Origin of the sequence: Paraburkholderia mimosarum LMG 23256 = NBRC 106338, assembly GCF_000739815.1 — a bacterium.
GTDB classification, from domain to species: domain Bacteria; phylum Pseudomonadota; class Gammaproteobacteria; order Burkholderiales; family Burkholderiaceae; genus Paraburkholderia; species Paraburkholderia mimosarum.
The window spans coordinates 61,912-77,228 of record NZ_BBJJ01000034.1; the positions used below are offsets into that span (position 1 = coordinate 61,912).

The following is a 15,317-nucleotide window of genomic DNA, read 5'->3' on the forward strand; positions in this document are numbered from 1 at the left end:
GGCGTGGTAGGTAGGGGAAAGGGCGGCGCACTGGCCTGCAGGCAGGCTTGCGAGCGCAGGCGCTGGGAGAGCGCGCCGCTGCCGGATTACTTCAGCACCGCGAGTGCGGCGTCGTAGTTCGGCTCGTTCTTGATTTCGCTCACGCGCTCGGCGTGCAGCACTTTGTCGTTTTCGTCGAGCACGACGACGGCGCGCGCGGTCAGACCGGTGAGCGGGCCGCTCGTGACATCCACGCCGTAGGCCTGCGCGAAGTCATGGCCGCGGAACGTCGAGGCCGTGACGACGTTCGCGATGCCTTCGGTCGTGCAGAAGCGCGAAGCGGCGAACGGCAGGTCGCCCGAAATCACGACGACGGCCGTATTGTCGAGGCCGGCTGCGGCTTCGTTGAACTTGCGCGTGGAGGTGGCGCAGGTCGGCGTGTCGAGGCTCGGCACGATGTTCAGGACCTTGCGCTTGCCGGCGAAATCGGCGAGCGAGACGGGCTTCAGATCCTTGCCGACGAGCGAGAACGCCGGTGCCTTCTGACCGACGCTCGGGAACGTGCCAGCGACGTCGATCGGGTTACCGCCTAGCGTGACTTGACTCATGATGTGCACTCCGGGAATGCATGTGGTGGTGAATGGCACACGCGCGTAAGCGGCGCGCCGGGAATCGCGCTGGGCACGTCAGTGCACCCGCGCGCAGACGGAACATCAGGGATAGAAGATTTCGATGCGGAAGTTCGATGCCACTACGTCGCCTGTGTCGAGCCGCACGATCATCGTCTGCGTGGTGCGTGCGGGCAGACCGGCTTCGATGGGCGTGCCGGGCGTAACGTAATCCTGCGGCCACAGCACGCGCCGCACGACGATATTGCTCTGCCGGTCGAGCAGCGAGAGCTCGATAGCCGGGTAGGCCAGCGCCACGTTGAAGCGGTTGCGCAGTGGCACCTTCAGTTCGAGATGATGCGGTTCATTGTCGACCTGGCGCAGCTCGGACGGCTCGACCAGCAGCCCGTCGATGTCGCGTGGCGGCATCACCCGGCAACCGAGTTGCTCGCACGCCTGTTGATAAAGCGACTGCGAGTCGGGCCAGTAGACCATCACCGTTTCGCGTTGCCACCAGGCGAGCTGCACAGCGAGCAGTGCGAGAAGCAGAATGGCGATGAGCGTGCCCAGAAACCGCCAGACGATGGCGCGCGAGCCGCGCGGGCGCGCAGGCGCTTCGCGCGTGACGGCGAACGGCGACGCACCGTCGTTGGGCGGAAGCGCGCTGAACGCGGGTTCGCGCTCGTCTTGGCGGATGCGAGGGCCGAGCGCGGGCTCAGGATCGTTGATGCGACCCGCCGCCGATGCTTCGTTGGCCGAAAAGGTCGGCTCCGCGGGACCCGTTGCGCCGAGGTTCGGTTCGCTGCGAGTCCAGCGTGCCGCGGGCGGGAAGGGCTCGGCGGGTTGGGTGTTCTGCGCCGGGGGCACGGATGCCGCCGTGGCAGATGGCGCCGGCGCGCGGGGCGCAGCGTGCGACGGTTCATCGTCGGCGATGAACTTCGATTCGGCGCCAGGCGTCGCCCTTGGGGTGGCGCCCTTGTGCGCCAGCTGATCGGCGTTGTACCTGAAGCGCGGGTCGAGCTGGGTGTCAGCGGGTGGCGCCCACGGATCCCACGTGCGATTCGTGAAATTGGGCGTGGCGTTTAGCGGCACGCGCGGCTCTTGCGATGGCGCGCTGACTGCCGGCTCCGCAGCCTGTGTGGTGTTCTGGGTGTCAGGATGAAACCCGGGCTGAAACGCGGACGGCGCCGCCGATTGCGCTGCAGCGTGCGAAGCCGTTTCCGGCGGAGTCGCAGTCAGGCTTGCTGCGATCTCGCCTGCAAGCGGCACGGCGCGCGAGAAATCGCCGCCTTCGGGCACCTCGTAGAGACTGCCCGACGCATCGAACGCTTCCTGGCAATGCCCGCAACGCACGAGGCCGCGCCGCACGGCAAGCTGCGTGGGCTGAATACGGAATACGGTTTCACAGAAGGGGCAGCGCGTTGCCAGCAGCATGTGAGCCTGGGATCTGGGGAGACCGGAGGTTGGCGATACCGGCATTCTACTGGCAATCCGCCGCACCCTACGACTTCGGTCGTCCCGCATGGGGCGCGATCCGCGCTCGAGCAAGCCCGATCGCGCCTGTATGGAATTACGTGCGCCGCGTGCCCGCGAGGCAGACCCAGCCTTCGTGCTCGCGCCAGACCGAGATGTCGATCCAGCGGGCGTAGACCTGCGCGACTTCGTCGGCCTGGCGCGCGAGGATGCCCGAGAGCGCGATGCGTCCGCCCGGCTTCACGCGCGACGACAGCATCGAGGCCATCAGCTTGAGCGGATTCGAAAGAATATTGGCGACGACGATGTCGAACTCGCCGGCGGGGCAATCGTCGGGCAGGCCGTAGGTGACCTCCGCGCGATTGCGCTCGCTGTTGTGGCGCGCCGACTCGACCGCCTGCGGATCGATGTCGATGCCGATCACCGGATTCGCGCCGCACTTCTTCGCGAGGATCGCGAGGATGCCCGAGCCGCAGCCGTAGTCGAGCAGCGAATTGCCGGGCTGCACGTGCTGCTCGATCCACTCCATGCACAGACGCGTGGTGGGATGGCTGCCCGTGCCGAACGCGAGGCCCGGGTCCAGCTCGAGCACGAGCGCGTCGGGATCGGGTGCATCGTGCCACGAGGGCACGACCCAGATGCGCTCGCCGATCTGGATCGGGTCGAACTGCGATTGCGTGAGGCGCACCCAGTCCTGTTCCTCGACTTCGCGCAGCGAATACTTCGGCGCCTGCGCGAGGCCAAGCTCGTTCGAAGCGGCCGCGAGCAGCACGGCGGGATCCTGATCGGCGCCGATCAACGCAATCACGCGCGAATGCTGCCACGCGGTGCGCTCGGGCGTGAGGCCCGGCTCGCCGAAGAGCGGCTGCTCGTCGGGCGTGTCGGCGTCGGCGTCTTCCACCGACACCGAGAGGGCGCCAAGCTCGATCAACGCGTCGGAGAGCGCCTCCGCGCGATGGCGATCCAGCTCGACGATCAGTTCCCGGTAGCTCATGAATTACGCTTCGTCCTTCTTCACTGCCTGACGTTCGGCCAGACGGCTTTCCAGGTAGTGAATGCTCGTGCCGCCCTCGACGAACTTCGCATCGAGCATCAGTTCGCGGTGCAGCGGGATGTTGGTCTGGATGCCTTCGACCACCATTTCCGATAGCGCGATGCGCATGCGCTGAATGGCCTGCTCGCGCGTGGCGCCGTAGGTGATCAGCTTGCCGATCATCGAATCATAGTTCGGCGGCACGAAATAGCCATTGTAGGCATGCGAGTCGACGCGCACGCCCGGGCCCCCCGGCATGTGCCACGACGTGAGACGGCCCGGCGACGGCGTGAACTTGAACGGATCTTCGGCGTTGATGCGGCACTCGATGGCGTGGCCCTTCAACTGGATGTCGCGCTGGCGGAACGAAAGCTTCTCGCCCGCGGCAATGCGGATCTGCTCCTGCACGATATCGATGCCCGTGATCAGCTCGGTGACCGGGTGCTCTACCTGCACGCGCGTGTTCATCTCGATGAAGTAGAACTCGCCGTTTTCGTACAGGAACTCGAAGGTGCCCGCGCCGAGGTAGCCCATCTTCTTGCAGGCGTCGGCGCAGCGGTCGCCGATGCGATCGAGCAGGCGGCGCGCGATGCCCGGCGCCGGCGCTTCTTCGATCACTTTCTGATGGCGGCGCTGCATCGAGCAATCACGTTCGCCGAGCCATACGGCGTTCTTGAACGAGTCCGCGAGAATCTGGATCTCGATGTGGCGCGGGTTCTCGAGGTACTTCTCCATGTAGACCTGCGGATTGCCGAACGCACGGCCGGCTTCCTCGCGGGTCATGTTGACCGCGTTCACGAGCGCCGCTTCCGTGTGCACGACGCGCATGCCGCGCCCGCCGCCGCCACCCGCCGCCTTGATGATGACGGGGTAGCCGATCGCGCGCGCGATCTTCACGATTTCCTTCGGATCGTCGGGCAGGGCGCCTTCCGAGCCCGGCACGCAGGGCACGCCGGTCTTGATCATGGTCTGCTTCGCCGTGACCTTGTCGCCCATCATGCGGATCGTTTCCGGGCGCGGGCCGATGAACGTGAAGCCCGACTGCTCGACGCGCTCGGCGAAGTCGGCGTTCTCGGAGAGGAAGCCGTAGCCGGGGTGGATCGCTTCGGCGTCGGTGACTTCGGCCGCGCTGATGAGCGCCGGCATGTTCAGGTAGCTCAGGTTCGAAGGGGCGGGGCCGATGCAGACCGCCTCGTCGGCGAGCTTCACGTACTTGGCTTCCTTGTCGGCTTCCGAATAGACGACGACCGTCTTGACGCCGAGTTCGCGGCACGCGCGCTGGATGCGGAGCGCGATTTCGCCACGATTGGCAATGAGGATTTTTTCAAACATGGTGGGTATTCGACTCATCAATGGGCGCCGCGAGTCGCTGATGCGGACACCTGTCGATCGGAGTTAGCGCTTTGGCGCTTCCTGCGATCCCATGTAAAACGCTGAGGATCGATCGCGTGCGTCGCCGTCATGGGCGCAAATGCGACAAACGCGGGCGACATACGCGGCGCGGCCCGCAAAAGAAGGCCGCCGCCGCGCGCAGAAGCTTAGGCGATCACGTAGAGAGGCTGGCCGTACTCCACTGCCTGGCCGTTCTCGACGAGGATTTCCTTGACCACACCGGCCGCATCCGACTCGATCTCGTTGAGCAGCTTCATCGCCTCGATGATGCACAGCGTCTGGCCTTCCTTGACCGTGTCGCCGACCTGGACGAACGGATCCGCGCCCGGGGAAGGTGCGCGATAGAACGTGCCCACCATCGGCGAGGTCACGACATGGCCTTGCGGCGCGGCGGGGGCGGCGGGCGCCGCTGCGGCGGTTTCGCCGACATGGGCCGGCGCGGCGGGCGCAGCGCCCAGGGCCGGCGCCGCGTATTGCGCGGGACCTTGCTGCACGTAAACGGGGGGCGCGTTCTTGACGATGCGCACCTTGCCTTCACCCTCAGTCACTTCGAGCTCCGAGATGCCCGATTCGGAGACGAGGTCGATCAGAGTCTTCAGCTTACGTAGATCCATGGTGCAGCCCCTTTTTGCTTTGAATACGTGAAGTGCCGGGACGCGCGCGTCCCGGCACGGGTTATTGTCAGGTGTTGACGGTCATCCGGCGCGGGAATCAGGCCTCGGACCGGGCAGCAAGCCGGTCGAGCGCGTATTCGAGCGCGTAGAGATAACCTTTCCAGCCGAGGCCGCAGATCACCCCCTCGGCCTGGTCGGAAAAATACGAATGGTGGCGGAAGGGCTCGCGGCGATGCACGTTCGACAGGTGAATTTCGACGAACGGGATGCCGACACCGGCCAGCGCGTCCCGGATCGCGACGCTCGTGTGCGTGTACGCGGCCGGGTTGATCAGGATGAAGTCGGTTTGCTCGTTGCGGGCCGCCTGGATGCGGTCGACCAGCGCACCTTCGTGATTGCTCTGGAACGTGGCGAGTTCGATGCCAGCGTCTGCCGCCCGGTCAGAGAGCGCCTGGTCGATTTGCGGGAGCGTCACGCGCCCGTACACCTCCGGTTCCCGGGTGCCGAGAAGATTGAGGTTGGGGCCGTGCAGAACCAGCAGTCGCGTCATGGTCGCTTCTTTTTCCGTGGAATTGCGCGAACTTTAGCGCTGATTAGAGAATTTTGTCTAGTTTTCCGAAAAGGGGATATGGCCCCGATCTCGCCGCGCGACGAGTTGTCGGGCCGATCTTCAGCCAAAAGGCAAGTTTCTCACGGGAAAATACCCGGTACGGCGCCTAACGTTGTGTCAAACGACCGCTGCCTCAGAGCGCATCCAGCGTACGACGCAACTCGTCCGGCTTGATTTGCCCTAATTTTGTCGCACGAACGGCGCCGTTCGCGTCGATTACGACCGTGTAAGGCAAGCCGCCCGCGTTGTTGCCAAAGGCGCGCGCCACGTCCGCGCCGCCGAACCCGGCGACGTAGATCGGATAGTCGACGGGGACCTTCTTCAGGAACGTCTGGATATTCGTCGCGGAATCGACCCCCACGCCCACGAACTGGATGCCCTTTTTCGCGTACTCGCGCTGCAGCGCCGAAAGCGCCGGCATTTCCTCGACACACGGGCCGCACCACGAGGCCCAGAAGTTGACCACGATTGGCCGGCCTTTATAGATGGCCAGCGATTGCGGCTTGCCGTCCGGGTTGGTGACCGCAGCCGACCACAGCTGGCCAACCGCAGTCTGCTTGCCGCTCACCGAGGCTGCGTCGGCCACCCCGGCGCGGCCGCTGTTCGCCCACTGCCCGGCCAGTATGCCGCCGCCTGCGGCGATCGCCGCCACTGCCATGCCGGCCAGAATCCGCTTCGTGTTCATTTATGCCGCTTTCAAGAGGTGGAGGAAGTCGCGCCGCTCTCGTCGATCAGTGCCTGAAGGGCCTGAGCGCTGGCGCGCGGTAGCCGCCCGCGCGCATCGGCACGCACGGCGCCGCGCAGGTCGTCGGTATTGTAGAGGGCAATATGAATGCCCACCGGCTCCTCGGTGCGTGACGGGCGCCACAAGAAGCTGAGTGTCTCGACGAAGCCCCGCGCCGCGAAATGGCGCGTTTCCGAGACGTCGTACTGCACGTTCGCGTTCAAGAGCCAGATCGCGACATCCTTCGCGTTATCGCAAAAAATCTGCAGATGAATATCGGAGTGCTCGCCCGCCGTACCGTTGAGGACGGCGCCGGTCAGGAACGGATTGAACGCACCGAGCCGCTGCATCCAGTCGAGCGCGATTTCCCGCAGGCGGCGCAGCACCAACGGCTGGCTGTCGCCTTGAAAGAGGGCCTGATATTCCCGGATCTCTTCCTCGATCTGATCGTTGTCGGGCAGCCAGCTGCCATCGATACGCGTTTCCCCGACCACCTGCCGGGCTGCCTTGCGTTTGGCGGTGGCGTAATCGAGGCCGTCCTCGGCAATCATCCTTGCTGCCGCGATGGCGATTTCCTCGCGCACGCGCTGGGGATCGAAATGAGATCTGCGAACCATTCATTAATGATACTAGAGATCGCCCTGGGTTCTGGTCGGTGGCCCCGGACGCGAGTTGTCGCACGCGCCCGTCACGGCAGGGCGGCTGGCTTTGCCCCCCGGTTTGCGCATGGCTCACGCCTGCCCCAAGTGCACTCGTTTCGAGCCTGCGTTGAAGCGGCCGAGAGCCAATACCGCTCGGGGCCTCGGGTACAATACCGGTCTTTGCTCCGGCGGCGCAGGACGACCGCCGTTTCGGCTTCTCCATCCCGGTAGCCCGCTCAACTCATTTAACCCGTTCACGACGCCCGCGCGGCGCGACAGGCTTATGCACATCCATATCCTCGGCATCTGCGGCACGTTCATGGGCGGACTCGCCGTGCTCGCGCGCAGCGCGGGCCACACGGTCACGGGCTGCGACGCAGGCGTGTATCCGCCGATGAGCACCCAACTCGAAGCGCAGGGCATCCGCCTCATCGAGGGTTACGACGCGAGCCAGACCGAACTGAATCCCGATCTCTTTGTGATCGGCAACGTGGTCACGCGCGGCAACCCGCTGATGGAGGAGATCCTCAATCGCGGCTTGCCGTACACGTCCGGTCCGCAGTGGCTCGGCGAGCACGTGTTGCGCGACAAGTGGGTGCTGGCCGTGGCGGGCACGCACGGCAAGACCACCACGAGCTCGATGCTCACATGGCTGCTGGAAGACGCGGGCCTCAATCCCGGCTTCCTGATCGGCGGCGTGCCGCTGAACTTCGGCGTCTCGGCGCGGCTCACCGATTCGAGCTTCTTCGTGATCGAAGCCGATGAGTACGACACGGCGTTCTTCGACAAGCGCTCCAAGTTCGTTCATTACCGTCCGCGCACGGCGCTGCTCAACAATCTCGAATTCGATCACGCCGATATCTTTCCCGATCTCGCGTCGATCGAAACGCAGTTCCATCACCTCGTGCGCACGATTCCCGGCGTGGGCCGCATCGTCACGAACGGCCGCTCGGACGCGCTCGAGCGCGTGCTCACGCGCGGCGTGTGGAGCGACGTCGAGCGCTTCGGCGTGGACGGCGGCTGGCAGGCGCTGCCTGCCGAGGACGGCGTGGCCGTGGACGAGCGCTTCGCCGTGTACCACAACGCCGAGCGCGTAGGCGTGGTGGACTGGCAGATCCAGGGCGAGCACAACCGTCTGAATGCGCTCGCGGCCATTGCCGCGGCGCGCAGCGTCGGGGTGCCACCCGCGCAGGCGGCCAAATCGCTTGCCGCGTTCCGCAACGTGAAGCGCCGCATGGAAGTACGCGGCAGCGTGGACGGCGTGACCGTCTATGACGATTTTGCGCACCATCCCACGGCGATCGAAACGACGATCGCGGGATTGCGTACGCGCGTCGGACGCGAAAACACGCGTATCCTGGCCGTGCTCGAACCGCGCTCGAACACAATGAAACTGGGCGTGATGAAGGCGCAGCTGCCCACGAGTCTTGCCGATGCCGACCTCGTGTTCGGCTACGGCGCGCCGAGCGGCAAGGACGCGCTGGGCTGGGATCTCGCTGGCGCGCTCGCGCCGCTTGGCGAGAGGGCGCGTGCATTCAACGATATCGAGGCACTGGTGAAGGCAGTCGCGGCAGCCGCGCGCCCCGGCGACCAGGTGCTCGTGATGAGCAACGGCGGCTTCGGCGGCGTGCATCAAAAGCTGCTCGATGCGCTTTGCGCGCGGAGCGCCTCGTGATCGTCTATCTGCACGGCTTTCGCTCGTCGCCCCAGTCGTTCAAGGCGCGCCTGCTCGCGGCGCGCCTGGCCGAGCTGGGCCGCAGCGGCGAATGGCTTTGCCCGACGCTGCCCGTTTCGCCGGCCGAAGCCATCGCGCTTGCCGAGCGGGAAATCGGCGCGCGCGTGAAGCCGGGCGAGCGCGTGACGCTCATCGGCAGTTCGCTGGGCGGCTACTTCGCGACGTATCTCGCGGAAAAGCACGGCTGGCGTGCCGCATTGCTGAACCCCGCCGTGGTGCCCGACCGTGATCTGTCGAAATACCTCGGCGAGCAGCCGCTCTGGCACGGTGGCGGCAGCATCGTCGTCGAACCGCGTCACCTGGAAGAATTGCGCGCGCTGGCCGTTACGACGGTGACGCAACCCGCGCGCTACTATCTGATCGCCGCGACCGGCGACGAAGTGCTCGATTACCGCGAGATGCTCGCGCACTATCCGGGTGTGTCCACGCACCTGATCGAAGGCAGCGATCATGGCATCAGCGAGTTTGCAGATTACGTCGACGAAGTGATCCGTTTCTGCGATGCCGCCTGATGCGTGCGAACGCCTATATGTATACAGCACCGCTTGCGCGCAGCGCCGGCGGTCGAAGCAAGTCTGAACGAGAGTATTGAGTGAACGTTTTCTTTGAGGAATCGGGCAGTTTCAAGGCCGGCAGCGTGCTATCGCGCCAGGGCGATGCGTTCCAGGTCGAGTTGCCGGGTGGGCGGCGCGCCAAGGTGCGTGCGAAGGACGTGCTGATCGAGTTCGAGAAGCCTTCTGCGGCCGAGCTGCTGGAGCAGGCGGACGCCGCCGCCCAGGAAATCGATCTCGATTTCCTGTGGGAGTGCGCGCCCGCCGATGAGTTCGCATACACGGCGCTCGCGAGCGAGTACTTCGGCGAAACCTACGGCCCGGTCGAGCGCGCCGCGCTCGTGCTGCGCCTGCACGGCTCGCCCGTGTATTTCCGCCGCAAGGGCCGCGGGCAGTATCAGCGTGCGCCCGAAGAGCAGCTCAAGATGGCGCTCGCCTCGCTCGAGCGCAAGCGTCAGCAGGCGCTCGTGCAGGCCGGCTACGAAGAGGAGCTGAAGGCGGGCGGCCTGCCCGAGGCGTTCAAGGGCAAGGCGCTGGCCCTCCTCACGAAGCCCGACAAGAATTCGATCGAATACAAGGCGCTCGAAGCGGCGGCGGCCGCGCGCGGCATTTCGATGCCGCGCCTCATGCTCGAATGCGGTGGCATCGCTTCGCCGCGCGCGCTGCACGAGGCGCGCTTTCTCGCGGACTTCTTCCCGCACGGCACGGGTTTCCCGCCCGTCGAGGTGGGCACGCTGCCCGAGGATCTGCCCAACGCCGCCGAGCACGTGCAGGCCTTCTCGATCGACGACGTCACCACGACCGAAATCGACGACGCCTTCTCGATCGAGCATCTGGCCGACGGCCGCGTGCGCATCGGCATTCACATCGCGGCGCCGGCGCTCGGCATCAAGCGCGGCGACACCGCCGACACGATCGCGCGCACGCGCCTTTCGACGGTCTACATGCCCGGCGACAAGATCACGATGCTGCCCGACGATTTCGTCGATGCCTTCACGCTCAAGGAAGGCGGTCTGCGCCCGGCGCTCTCGCTCTACTGCATCGTAAACCGCGAGACGCAGGAGATCGTCGCGACCGAAACGCGTGCCGAGCGCGTGTTCGTGAAGAGCAATCTGCGCCACAACACGCTCGACGAGGTCGTGACCGAAGAGACGCTCGCGGCGGGCACGGGCGACTATCCGCACAAGGACGACATCGCCGTGCTGTGGCCGTTCGCGCAGGCGCTCTTCGAAAAGCGCCAGCAGGCGCGTGCCGGTTACGGCCTGCGCCGCGAAGTGCAGCGCAACACCGACTTCAACTTCTACGTGGACGGCGAGCACGTCACCATCTCGCCGCGCCGCCGCGGCTCGCCGCTCGATCTGATCGTCGCGGAGCTGGCGATTCTCGCGAACTCGACGTGGGGCGCCGTGCTGCACGACCATGGCGTGCCGGGCATCTATCGCTCGCAGCGCGCGTTCGGCGCGCCGAGCGGCCCCAAGCGCACGCGCATGCAGACCAACGCCGCACCGCACGAAGGGCTCGGCGTCGCGCAGTATGCCTGGAGCACTTCGCCGCTGCGCCGTTACGTGGACCTCGTGAACCAGTGGCAGCTGCTCGCGTGCGTCGAGCACGGCGTGGCCGCCAAGCTCGTCGCGCCGTTCAAGCCCAAGGACGCCGATCTGTTCGCCGTCGTGCAGGGCTTCGACGAGACCTATACCGCCTACGCCGACCACCAGCGCCGCATGGAGTACTTCTGGTGCCTGCGCTGGCTGCAGCAGCAAATGCGCGGTGAAGATGGCCGCGAGGCGCGTCGCGAGTTCCCCGCAACGGTGGTGAAGGACGACCTCGTGCGCTTCGAGGAAGTGCCGTTGCTCATCCACGTGCCGGCGCTCGGCGTGCATGCGCGCGGCACGCGCGTGATGATGGAAGTGCTGTCGATCGACGAACTGACGATCGAGGCTTCGGTGCGCATGCTGCGCGTGCTCGACGCGCCCGTGGTGACGGGCGGCGAGCAAGCCGAAGACGAGACGGGCGAAGACGAGGAACTGATCGAAGCCGCCGACGATTCCGCGCAGAGCGAAGCGGAAGCCGTCGCGGAAGCGGGCGAGGGCGAGGGCGAGGGCAAGGCGGCGAGCGATGCGCCCGACGCGGCGGAGCAATCGAGCGAACAGCACGCGACGGAGCCGCGCGAATGAGCGTGAGCCACTCACCTGCCGATGCGCAGCGCGACCGCTACGCCGTAGTCGGCAATCCCGTGGCGCACAGCAAGTCGCCGTACATCCACGCGCAGTTCGCGCTGCAAACGGGCGAGCGCATCGATTACGAGCGTCTGCTCTCGCCGCTGGACGGTTTCGTCGAGCACGTGCAGGCGTTCCACGCGGCGGGCGGCCGCGGCCTGAACGTGACCGTGCCGTTCAAGCTCGAAGCGCACGCGCTGGCGCACAAGCTGTCGCCGCGCGCGGCGGCGGCAGGCGCCGTTAACACGCTGCGCTTCGACGCGGACGGCATCTTCGGCGACAACACCGATGGCTTCGGCTTGGTGCGCGACATCGAGGTGAACCTCGGTGTCTCGCTCGCAGGCGCGCGCGTGCTGCTGCTCGGCGCGGGCGGCGCGGCGCGCGGCGTCGTGCTGCCGATGCTCGAACGCCGGCCGCGCGAGATCACCATCGTGAACCGCACGGCGCCCAAGGCGCACGCGCTCGTCGAGCAGTTCGAAGGCGCGGCGCGCGAGTTCGGCTGTCGGCTGTTCGGCGGCGGACCGCATGCCGTAGACCGGAATCCCTATGACGTAATCGTGAACGCGACGGCGGGCAGTCTGGACGCCGCCTTGCCCGAATGCGACGAGCGCGCGTTCGGCGCGGGCACGCTCGCCTACGACATGATGTACGGCGCGCAGCCCACCGTGTTCATGCACCACGCGCAATCGCTCGGTGCGCGCGCGGCCGACGGCCTCGGCATGCTGGTCGAGCAGGCCGCCGAGTCGTTCTTCGTGTGGCGCGGCGTGCGACCCGAGGGCGCGCCCGTGCTGGCGGCATTGCGCGCGCAACTCGCCGCGCAGGCTGCGTAAAGCGGCCCGCCGCACGCCAGGGAGAAGACGCCATGCGCAGGCAAGCCATCGGCGCGCAAGCTGCGGCGGCGTCCGTCAAAGGGCGTCGCGCGGGGATGTCAAAGCCGCAAACGCGTCCCGGCGCACTGCGCTGGTTCGCCTGGGTCGTCTGCGTGTTCGCGATCGCGTGGTTCGCCACGCAGCTCTTCTACTTCGCGCAGATCGCGCTCTGGAACTTCGTCGATCCGCAATCGACCGCCTTCATGCGCACCGACGCCGCGCGTCTTTCCGCGCGTCTTTCCGCAAATGGCCCCGGTCTCTCGATCCAGCACCAGTGGGTGCCGTACGACCAGATCTTGCGCAACCTGAAGCGCGCGATCATCGCGTCCGAGGACGCGAACTTCGTCAACAACAACGGGTACGAGACCGACGCCATCCTGCAAGCGTGGGAGAAGAACAAGAGGCGCGGCCATATCGTGCGCGGCGGCTCGACCATCACGCAGCAGCTCGCGCGCAATCTGTTCCTCTCGCGTGAGCAGAGCTACATCCGCAAGGGCCAGGAGCTGATCATCACGTGGATGCTGGAGACGCTGCTCGACAAGGAGCGCATCTTCGAGATCTACCTGAATTCGGTGGAATGGGGCAATGGCGTGTACGGCGCGCAAGCCGCCGCGAGCTACTACTATCGCACCACGGCGGCGAAGCTCACGCCGTGGCAGGCCGCGCGGCTCGCGGTGATGCTGCCGCGTCCGAGATACTACGACGAGCATCGCAACTCCGCGTACCTCGCCCAGCGCACCGCGGTCATCGCGCGGCGCATGGGGGCCGCTGAACTCCCGCATTGAGGCCGCGCGTTGAGGCCACCCAGGAGGCCACGCAGCGAGGCCACGCATGGAGACCAGTTCACGTGCCAATGAAAATCTATGGTCAGCCTGACTTTTGCAAGCGAGTCGATGTTGACGTAAATTGGGCATGCGTAAATCTATCCGGGGTCGTGATGGGAACGTGTTCCCGCCCCATGATGAGAGCCGCGCCGGGCAAACCTCATAAACGCCTCAGCATCAGAGTGCTGTTTTCTTTGTCAGGTTGCTTGCCCGGCCGTTGAGCCGTTTAAGTCTTCACGTGTCTCGCGTCGCAAACCCAGAAGTGACCTGGTAAAACGGACGATATGCGCGACGTGGTGGCCCTCAGGCTGCTGCTACAGCCTGTTCGCCTTGGTAGTGTGTGCCTCTGGCGAGGATTGCCCAGGCGATCCTCGCCAATTTATTGGCTAACGCACAGGCGACCACGTTGGAATGCCGTCGCGTGAGCAGGCTCCGAACCCAGGCGCCCAGACGATCGGTGCGCCGCTCGATCTTCTGCATGACGGATCGTGCGCACTGCACCAGCAGTCGACGCAAGTTCTTGTCGCCGCGCTGATATGACTCACAGTGTCAATCGGGATCGGTTTTCAAGATCTACTCCATGGTTAGAGCAAATTTCCTGAGGGCGGCGTAGCAGTAAATCTCGACGGTGGATCAAGCTGATATTCGCGGGTTGGTTACCGCATTACAGAGGTCCGTCTCATGAGCCTGCCGCGTCCTTGCTACGCAAGTCGACTGATGTCGTTGCCAAACGTGGTCGCGGGTTACTCGAATACCGGGCTGCGCCGCCTTCAGGAAACTTTCGATGGTGCTCGGCTTTCGTCAGTTACGTCCTCTCGTTTATGCCGCTTGTTCGCTGAGCGGCACAGCCAGAGCCATCCCAAGTCGACCGACGTCCCAGATGAAGGCAGCCAGCTCGCGCGCGACAGCGATGATGGCGACGTGTGCGGTCTTTCCTCTGGCGACGAGCTTACGATATCGCCTGCACAGCCTCAGCTGTGCGTCCCAGGCACGATCGATTATCGGTTTGGGTAGACCTTCATGACGGCGCTGGATATCGATGCTCACGCGTGCCGGATGCCGATAGCTCCAGGCGGATTCAACCAGCAGCTTACGTGCATAGCTGTTGCCGGTCTTGGTAATGCTACCTTGACGCCGTTTCCCACCCGAGGAGTGCTCCGAAGGCGTCACGCCAATCCAGGCCATCAGTTGCCGTGGATGTTCGAAACGCGTCAGGTCACCAAGTTCGGACACGAGGCCGATTGCCGAGGTGAAGTTGATTCCGCGCATCGCTTGCAAAGCAAGTACGACTGGATAGAACCGCCAACTGATGACGGCTTCATGCAAAGCCACTTCCAGCCGCTCGCATTGCGCGAGCCGGTCCTCAATCGAGCGCCGATGTTCGTTGAACGCCAGTTGCTGCCAGACGCTGTCGAACGAGAACGTACTTAACCAGCGCCTGTGTGTCGGTCCCCAGTTGGGGCGGCCGAGATAGTGGACGCCGTGGGCTAGCAGGAAAGATTTGAGCCTGCAGCGTGCTGCCTTCAGGTCTTCCCTGGCGGCCGACCAGGCGCGGGCCAGGTCGCGGAACGCTTCATCTTCAACCGTCGGCACATGCACGGCTGACAGGTCGCCGGCGCGCAGCGAGCGCACCAGCTTGATCGCGTCACGGCGGTCCGTCTTGACGCGATCACCTGGCTTGCGTGGAATGAGCGACGGTGCGCAGACCATGCAGTCAAAGCCTTTATCGACCAGCCGTCGGTACAGGCCGTACCCACACGGGCCCGCTTCATAGACAAAGCAGATGTGCCGCGCTTTCGACTGCAGCCGCTTACACAACCGGTCGACATCGATCTGCATAGTGCCGACCTTGCCGAACAATTCCACTTCGCTCATCCCGATCGCATAGGCGACCGTGATCGAATCCTTGTGGACATCCAAGCCCACATACAGCGTGCTATCGTGCTCCATGCTGGCCTCCGCGGCGGAATACACCGTTGAGTGGCGGTTCCGTCCCCACTCAATGCGGCTCTGGCAGTCATGCTAACCCGCGCATACTTCCTCGCGGC

General features: G+C 65.3%; 14 protein-coding genes and 1 pseudogene. 5 read left to right on the forward strand and 10 right to left on the reverse strand.

Annotated features, from left to right (window positions below; translation table 11 throughout):
* Window positions 1-86: 86 nt before the first annotated feature.
* The 8 genes from tpx to BMI01S_RS23245 form a co-directional block, all read right to left on the reverse strand.
* Window positions 87-587: a thiol peroxidase gene (gene tpx / locus BMI01S_RS23210; RefSeq protein ID WP_028214034.1), complete on the reverse strand. Its 501-nt coding sequence runs from the start codon at window positions 585-587 to the stop codon at window positions 87-89.
* A gap of 105 nt (window positions 588-692) precedes the next feature.
* On the reverse strand, window positions 693-2,021 hold the full coding sequence (locus tag BMI01S_RS23215; protein WP_028214033.1) for a zinc-ribbon and DUF3426 domain-containing protein: 1,329 nt from the start codon (window positions 2,019-2,021) through the stop codon (window positions 693-695).
* A 136-nt stretch (window positions 2,022-2,157) separates the two neighbouring features.
* Window positions 2,158-3,054, reverse strand: a complete 897-nt coding sequence (gene prmA, locus BMI01S_RS23220; protein WP_028214032.1) for a 50S ribosomal protein L11 methyltransferase — start codon at window positions 3,052-3,054, stop codon at window positions 2,158-2,160.
* A 3-nt stretch (window positions 3,055-3,057) separates the two neighbouring features.
* Entirely contained in the window at window positions 3,058-4,425 is a 1,368-nt protein-coding gene (gene accC, locus BMI01S_RS23225) for an acetyl-CoA carboxylase biotin carboxylase subunit (protein WP_028214031.1), read from the reverse strand.
* Window positions 4,426-4,631: 206 nt separating this feature from the next.
* Complete coding sequence (accB, locus tag BMI01S_RS23230; RefSeq protein WP_028214030.1) at window positions 4,632-5,099, reverse strand: acetyl-CoA carboxylase biotin carboxyl carrier protein; 468 nt, start codon at window positions 5,097-5,099, stop codon at window positions 4,632-4,634.
* A 97-nt stretch (window positions 5,100-5,196) separates the two neighbouring features.
* On the reverse strand, window positions 5,197-5,649 hold the full coding sequence (gene aroQ, locus BMI01S_RS23235) for a type II 3-dehydroquinate dehydratase (protein WP_028214029.1): 453 nt from the start codon (window positions 5,647-5,649) through the stop codon (window positions 5,197-5,199).
* 193 nt (window positions 5,650-5,842) lie between these two features.
* The gene (locus BMI01S_RS23240) at window positions 5,843-6,394 is read right to left on the reverse strand and encodes a TlpA family protein disulfide reductase (protein ID WP_028231727.1); all 552 of its coding nucleotides are present in this window, start codon (window positions 6,392-6,394) and stop codon (window positions 5,843-5,845) included.
* Between the two features lie 11 nt (window positions 6,395-6,405).
* Window positions 6,406-7,050, reverse strand: coding sequence for a hypothetical protein (locus tag BMI01S_RS23245; RefSeq protein WP_028214463.1), 645 nt, complete (start codon window positions 7,048-7,050; stop codon window positions 6,406-6,408).
* Window positions 7,051-7,357: 307 nt separating this feature from the next.
* Between BMI01S_RS23245 and mpl the strand changes: the two genes are divergently transcribed.
* From mpl to mtgA, 5 genes are all read left to right on the forward strand, one after another.
* Window positions 7,358-8,749, forward strand: a complete 1,392-nt coding sequence (gene mpl / locus BMI01S_RS23250; RefSeq protein ID WP_028231726.1) for a UDP-N-acetylmuramate:L-alanyl-gamma-D-glutamyl-meso-diaminopimelate ligase — start codon at window positions 7,358-7,360, stop codon at window positions 8,747-8,749.
* Complete coding sequence (locus BMI01S_RS23255) at window positions 8,746-9,321, forward strand: YqiA/YcfP family alpha/beta fold hydrolase (RefSeq protein WP_028214461.1); 576 nt, start codon at window positions 8,746-8,748, stop codon at window positions 9,319-9,321. The genes mpl and BMI01S_RS23255 overlap by 4 nt, the downstream gene beginning before the upstream one ends.
* Before the next feature lie 80 nt (window positions 9,322-9,401).
* On the forward strand, window positions 9,402-11,534 hold the full coding sequence (locus tag BMI01S_RS23260; protein ID WP_028231725.1) for a ribonuclease catalytic domain-containing protein: 2,133 nt from the start codon (window positions 9,402-9,404) through the stop codon (window positions 11,532-11,534).
* Complete coding sequence (aroE, locus tag BMI01S_RS23265; protein WP_028231724.1) at window positions 11,531-12,406, forward strand: shikimate dehydrogenase; 876 nt, start codon at window positions 11,531-11,533, stop codon at window positions 12,404-12,406. Before BMI01S_RS23260 ends, aroE begins: the two co-directional genes overlap by 4 nt.
* A gap of 95 nt (window positions 12,407-12,501) precedes the next feature.
* Window positions 12,502-13,230 (forward strand): monofunctional biosynthetic peptidoglycan transglycosylase, encoded by a 729-nt coding sequence (gene mtgA / locus BMI01S_RS23270; protein ID WP_028231723.1) that lies wholly within the window; start codon window positions 12,502-12,504, stop codon window positions 13,228-13,230.
* Between the two features lie 342 nt (window positions 13,231-13,572).
* On the opposite strand, the pseudogene BMI01S_RS39260 reads toward mtgA, so the two are convergent.
* Window positions 13,573-13,803: pseudogene (locus BMI01S_RS39260) on the reverse strand (IS110 family transposase); the annotation flags it as partial.
* A gap of 285 nt (window positions 13,804-14,088) precedes the next feature.
* Entirely contained in the window at window positions 14,089-15,219 is a 1,131-nt protein-coding gene (locus BMI01S_RS23275; protein WP_036047363.1) for an IS110 family RNA-guided transposase, read from the reverse strand.
* Window positions 15,220-15,317 lie beyond the last annotated feature (98 nt).

Bases quoted from the DNA above. Each gene is read 5' to 3' on its own strand.
- tpx (WP_028214034.1), bottom strand. From the start codon at position 587: ATGAGTCAAGTCACGCTAGGCGGTAACCCGATCGACGTCGCTGGCACG.
- BMI01S_RS23215 (WP_028214033.1), bottom strand. From the start codon at position 2,021: ATGCTGCTGGCAACGCGCTGCCCCTTCTGTGAAACCGTATTCCGTATT.
- prmA (WP_028214032.1), bottom strand. From the start codon at position 3,054: ATGAGCTACCGGGAACTGATCGTCGAGCTGGATCGCCATCGCGCGGAG.
- accC (WP_028214031.1), bottom strand. From the start codon at position 4,425: ATGTTTGAAAAAATCCTCATTGCCAATCGTGGCGAAATCGCGCTCCGC.
- accB (WP_028214030.1), bottom strand. From the start codon at position 5,099: ATGGATCTACGTAAGCTGAAGACTCTGATCGACCTCGTCTCCGAATCG.
- aroQ (WP_028214029.1), bottom strand. From the start codon at position 5,649: ATGACGCGACTGCTGGTTCTGCACGGCCCCAACCTCAATCTTCTCGGC.
- BMI01S_RS23240 (WP_028231727.1), bottom strand. From the start codon at position 6,394: ATGAACACGAAGCGGATTCTGGCCGGCATGGCAGTGGCGGCGATCGCC.
- BMI01S_RS23245 (WP_028214463.1), bottom strand. From the start codon at position 7,050: ATGGTTCGCAGATCTCATTTCGATCCCCAGCGCGTGCGCGAGGAAATC.
- mpl (WP_028231726.1), top strand. From the start codon at position 7,358: ATGCACATCCATATCCTCGGCATCTGCGGCACGTTCATGGGCGGACTC.
- aroE (WP_028231724.1), top strand. From the start codon at position 11,531: ATGAGCGTGAGCCACTCACCTGCCGATGCGCAGCGCGACCGCTACGCC.
- mtgA (WP_028231723.1), top strand. From the start codon at position 12,502: ATGTCAAAGCCGCAAACGCGTCCCGGCGCACTGCGCTGGTTCGCCTGG.
- BMI01S_RS23275 (WP_036047363.1), bottom strand. From the start codon at position 15,219: ATGGAGCACGATAGCACGCTGTATGTGGGCTTGGATGTCCACAAGGAT.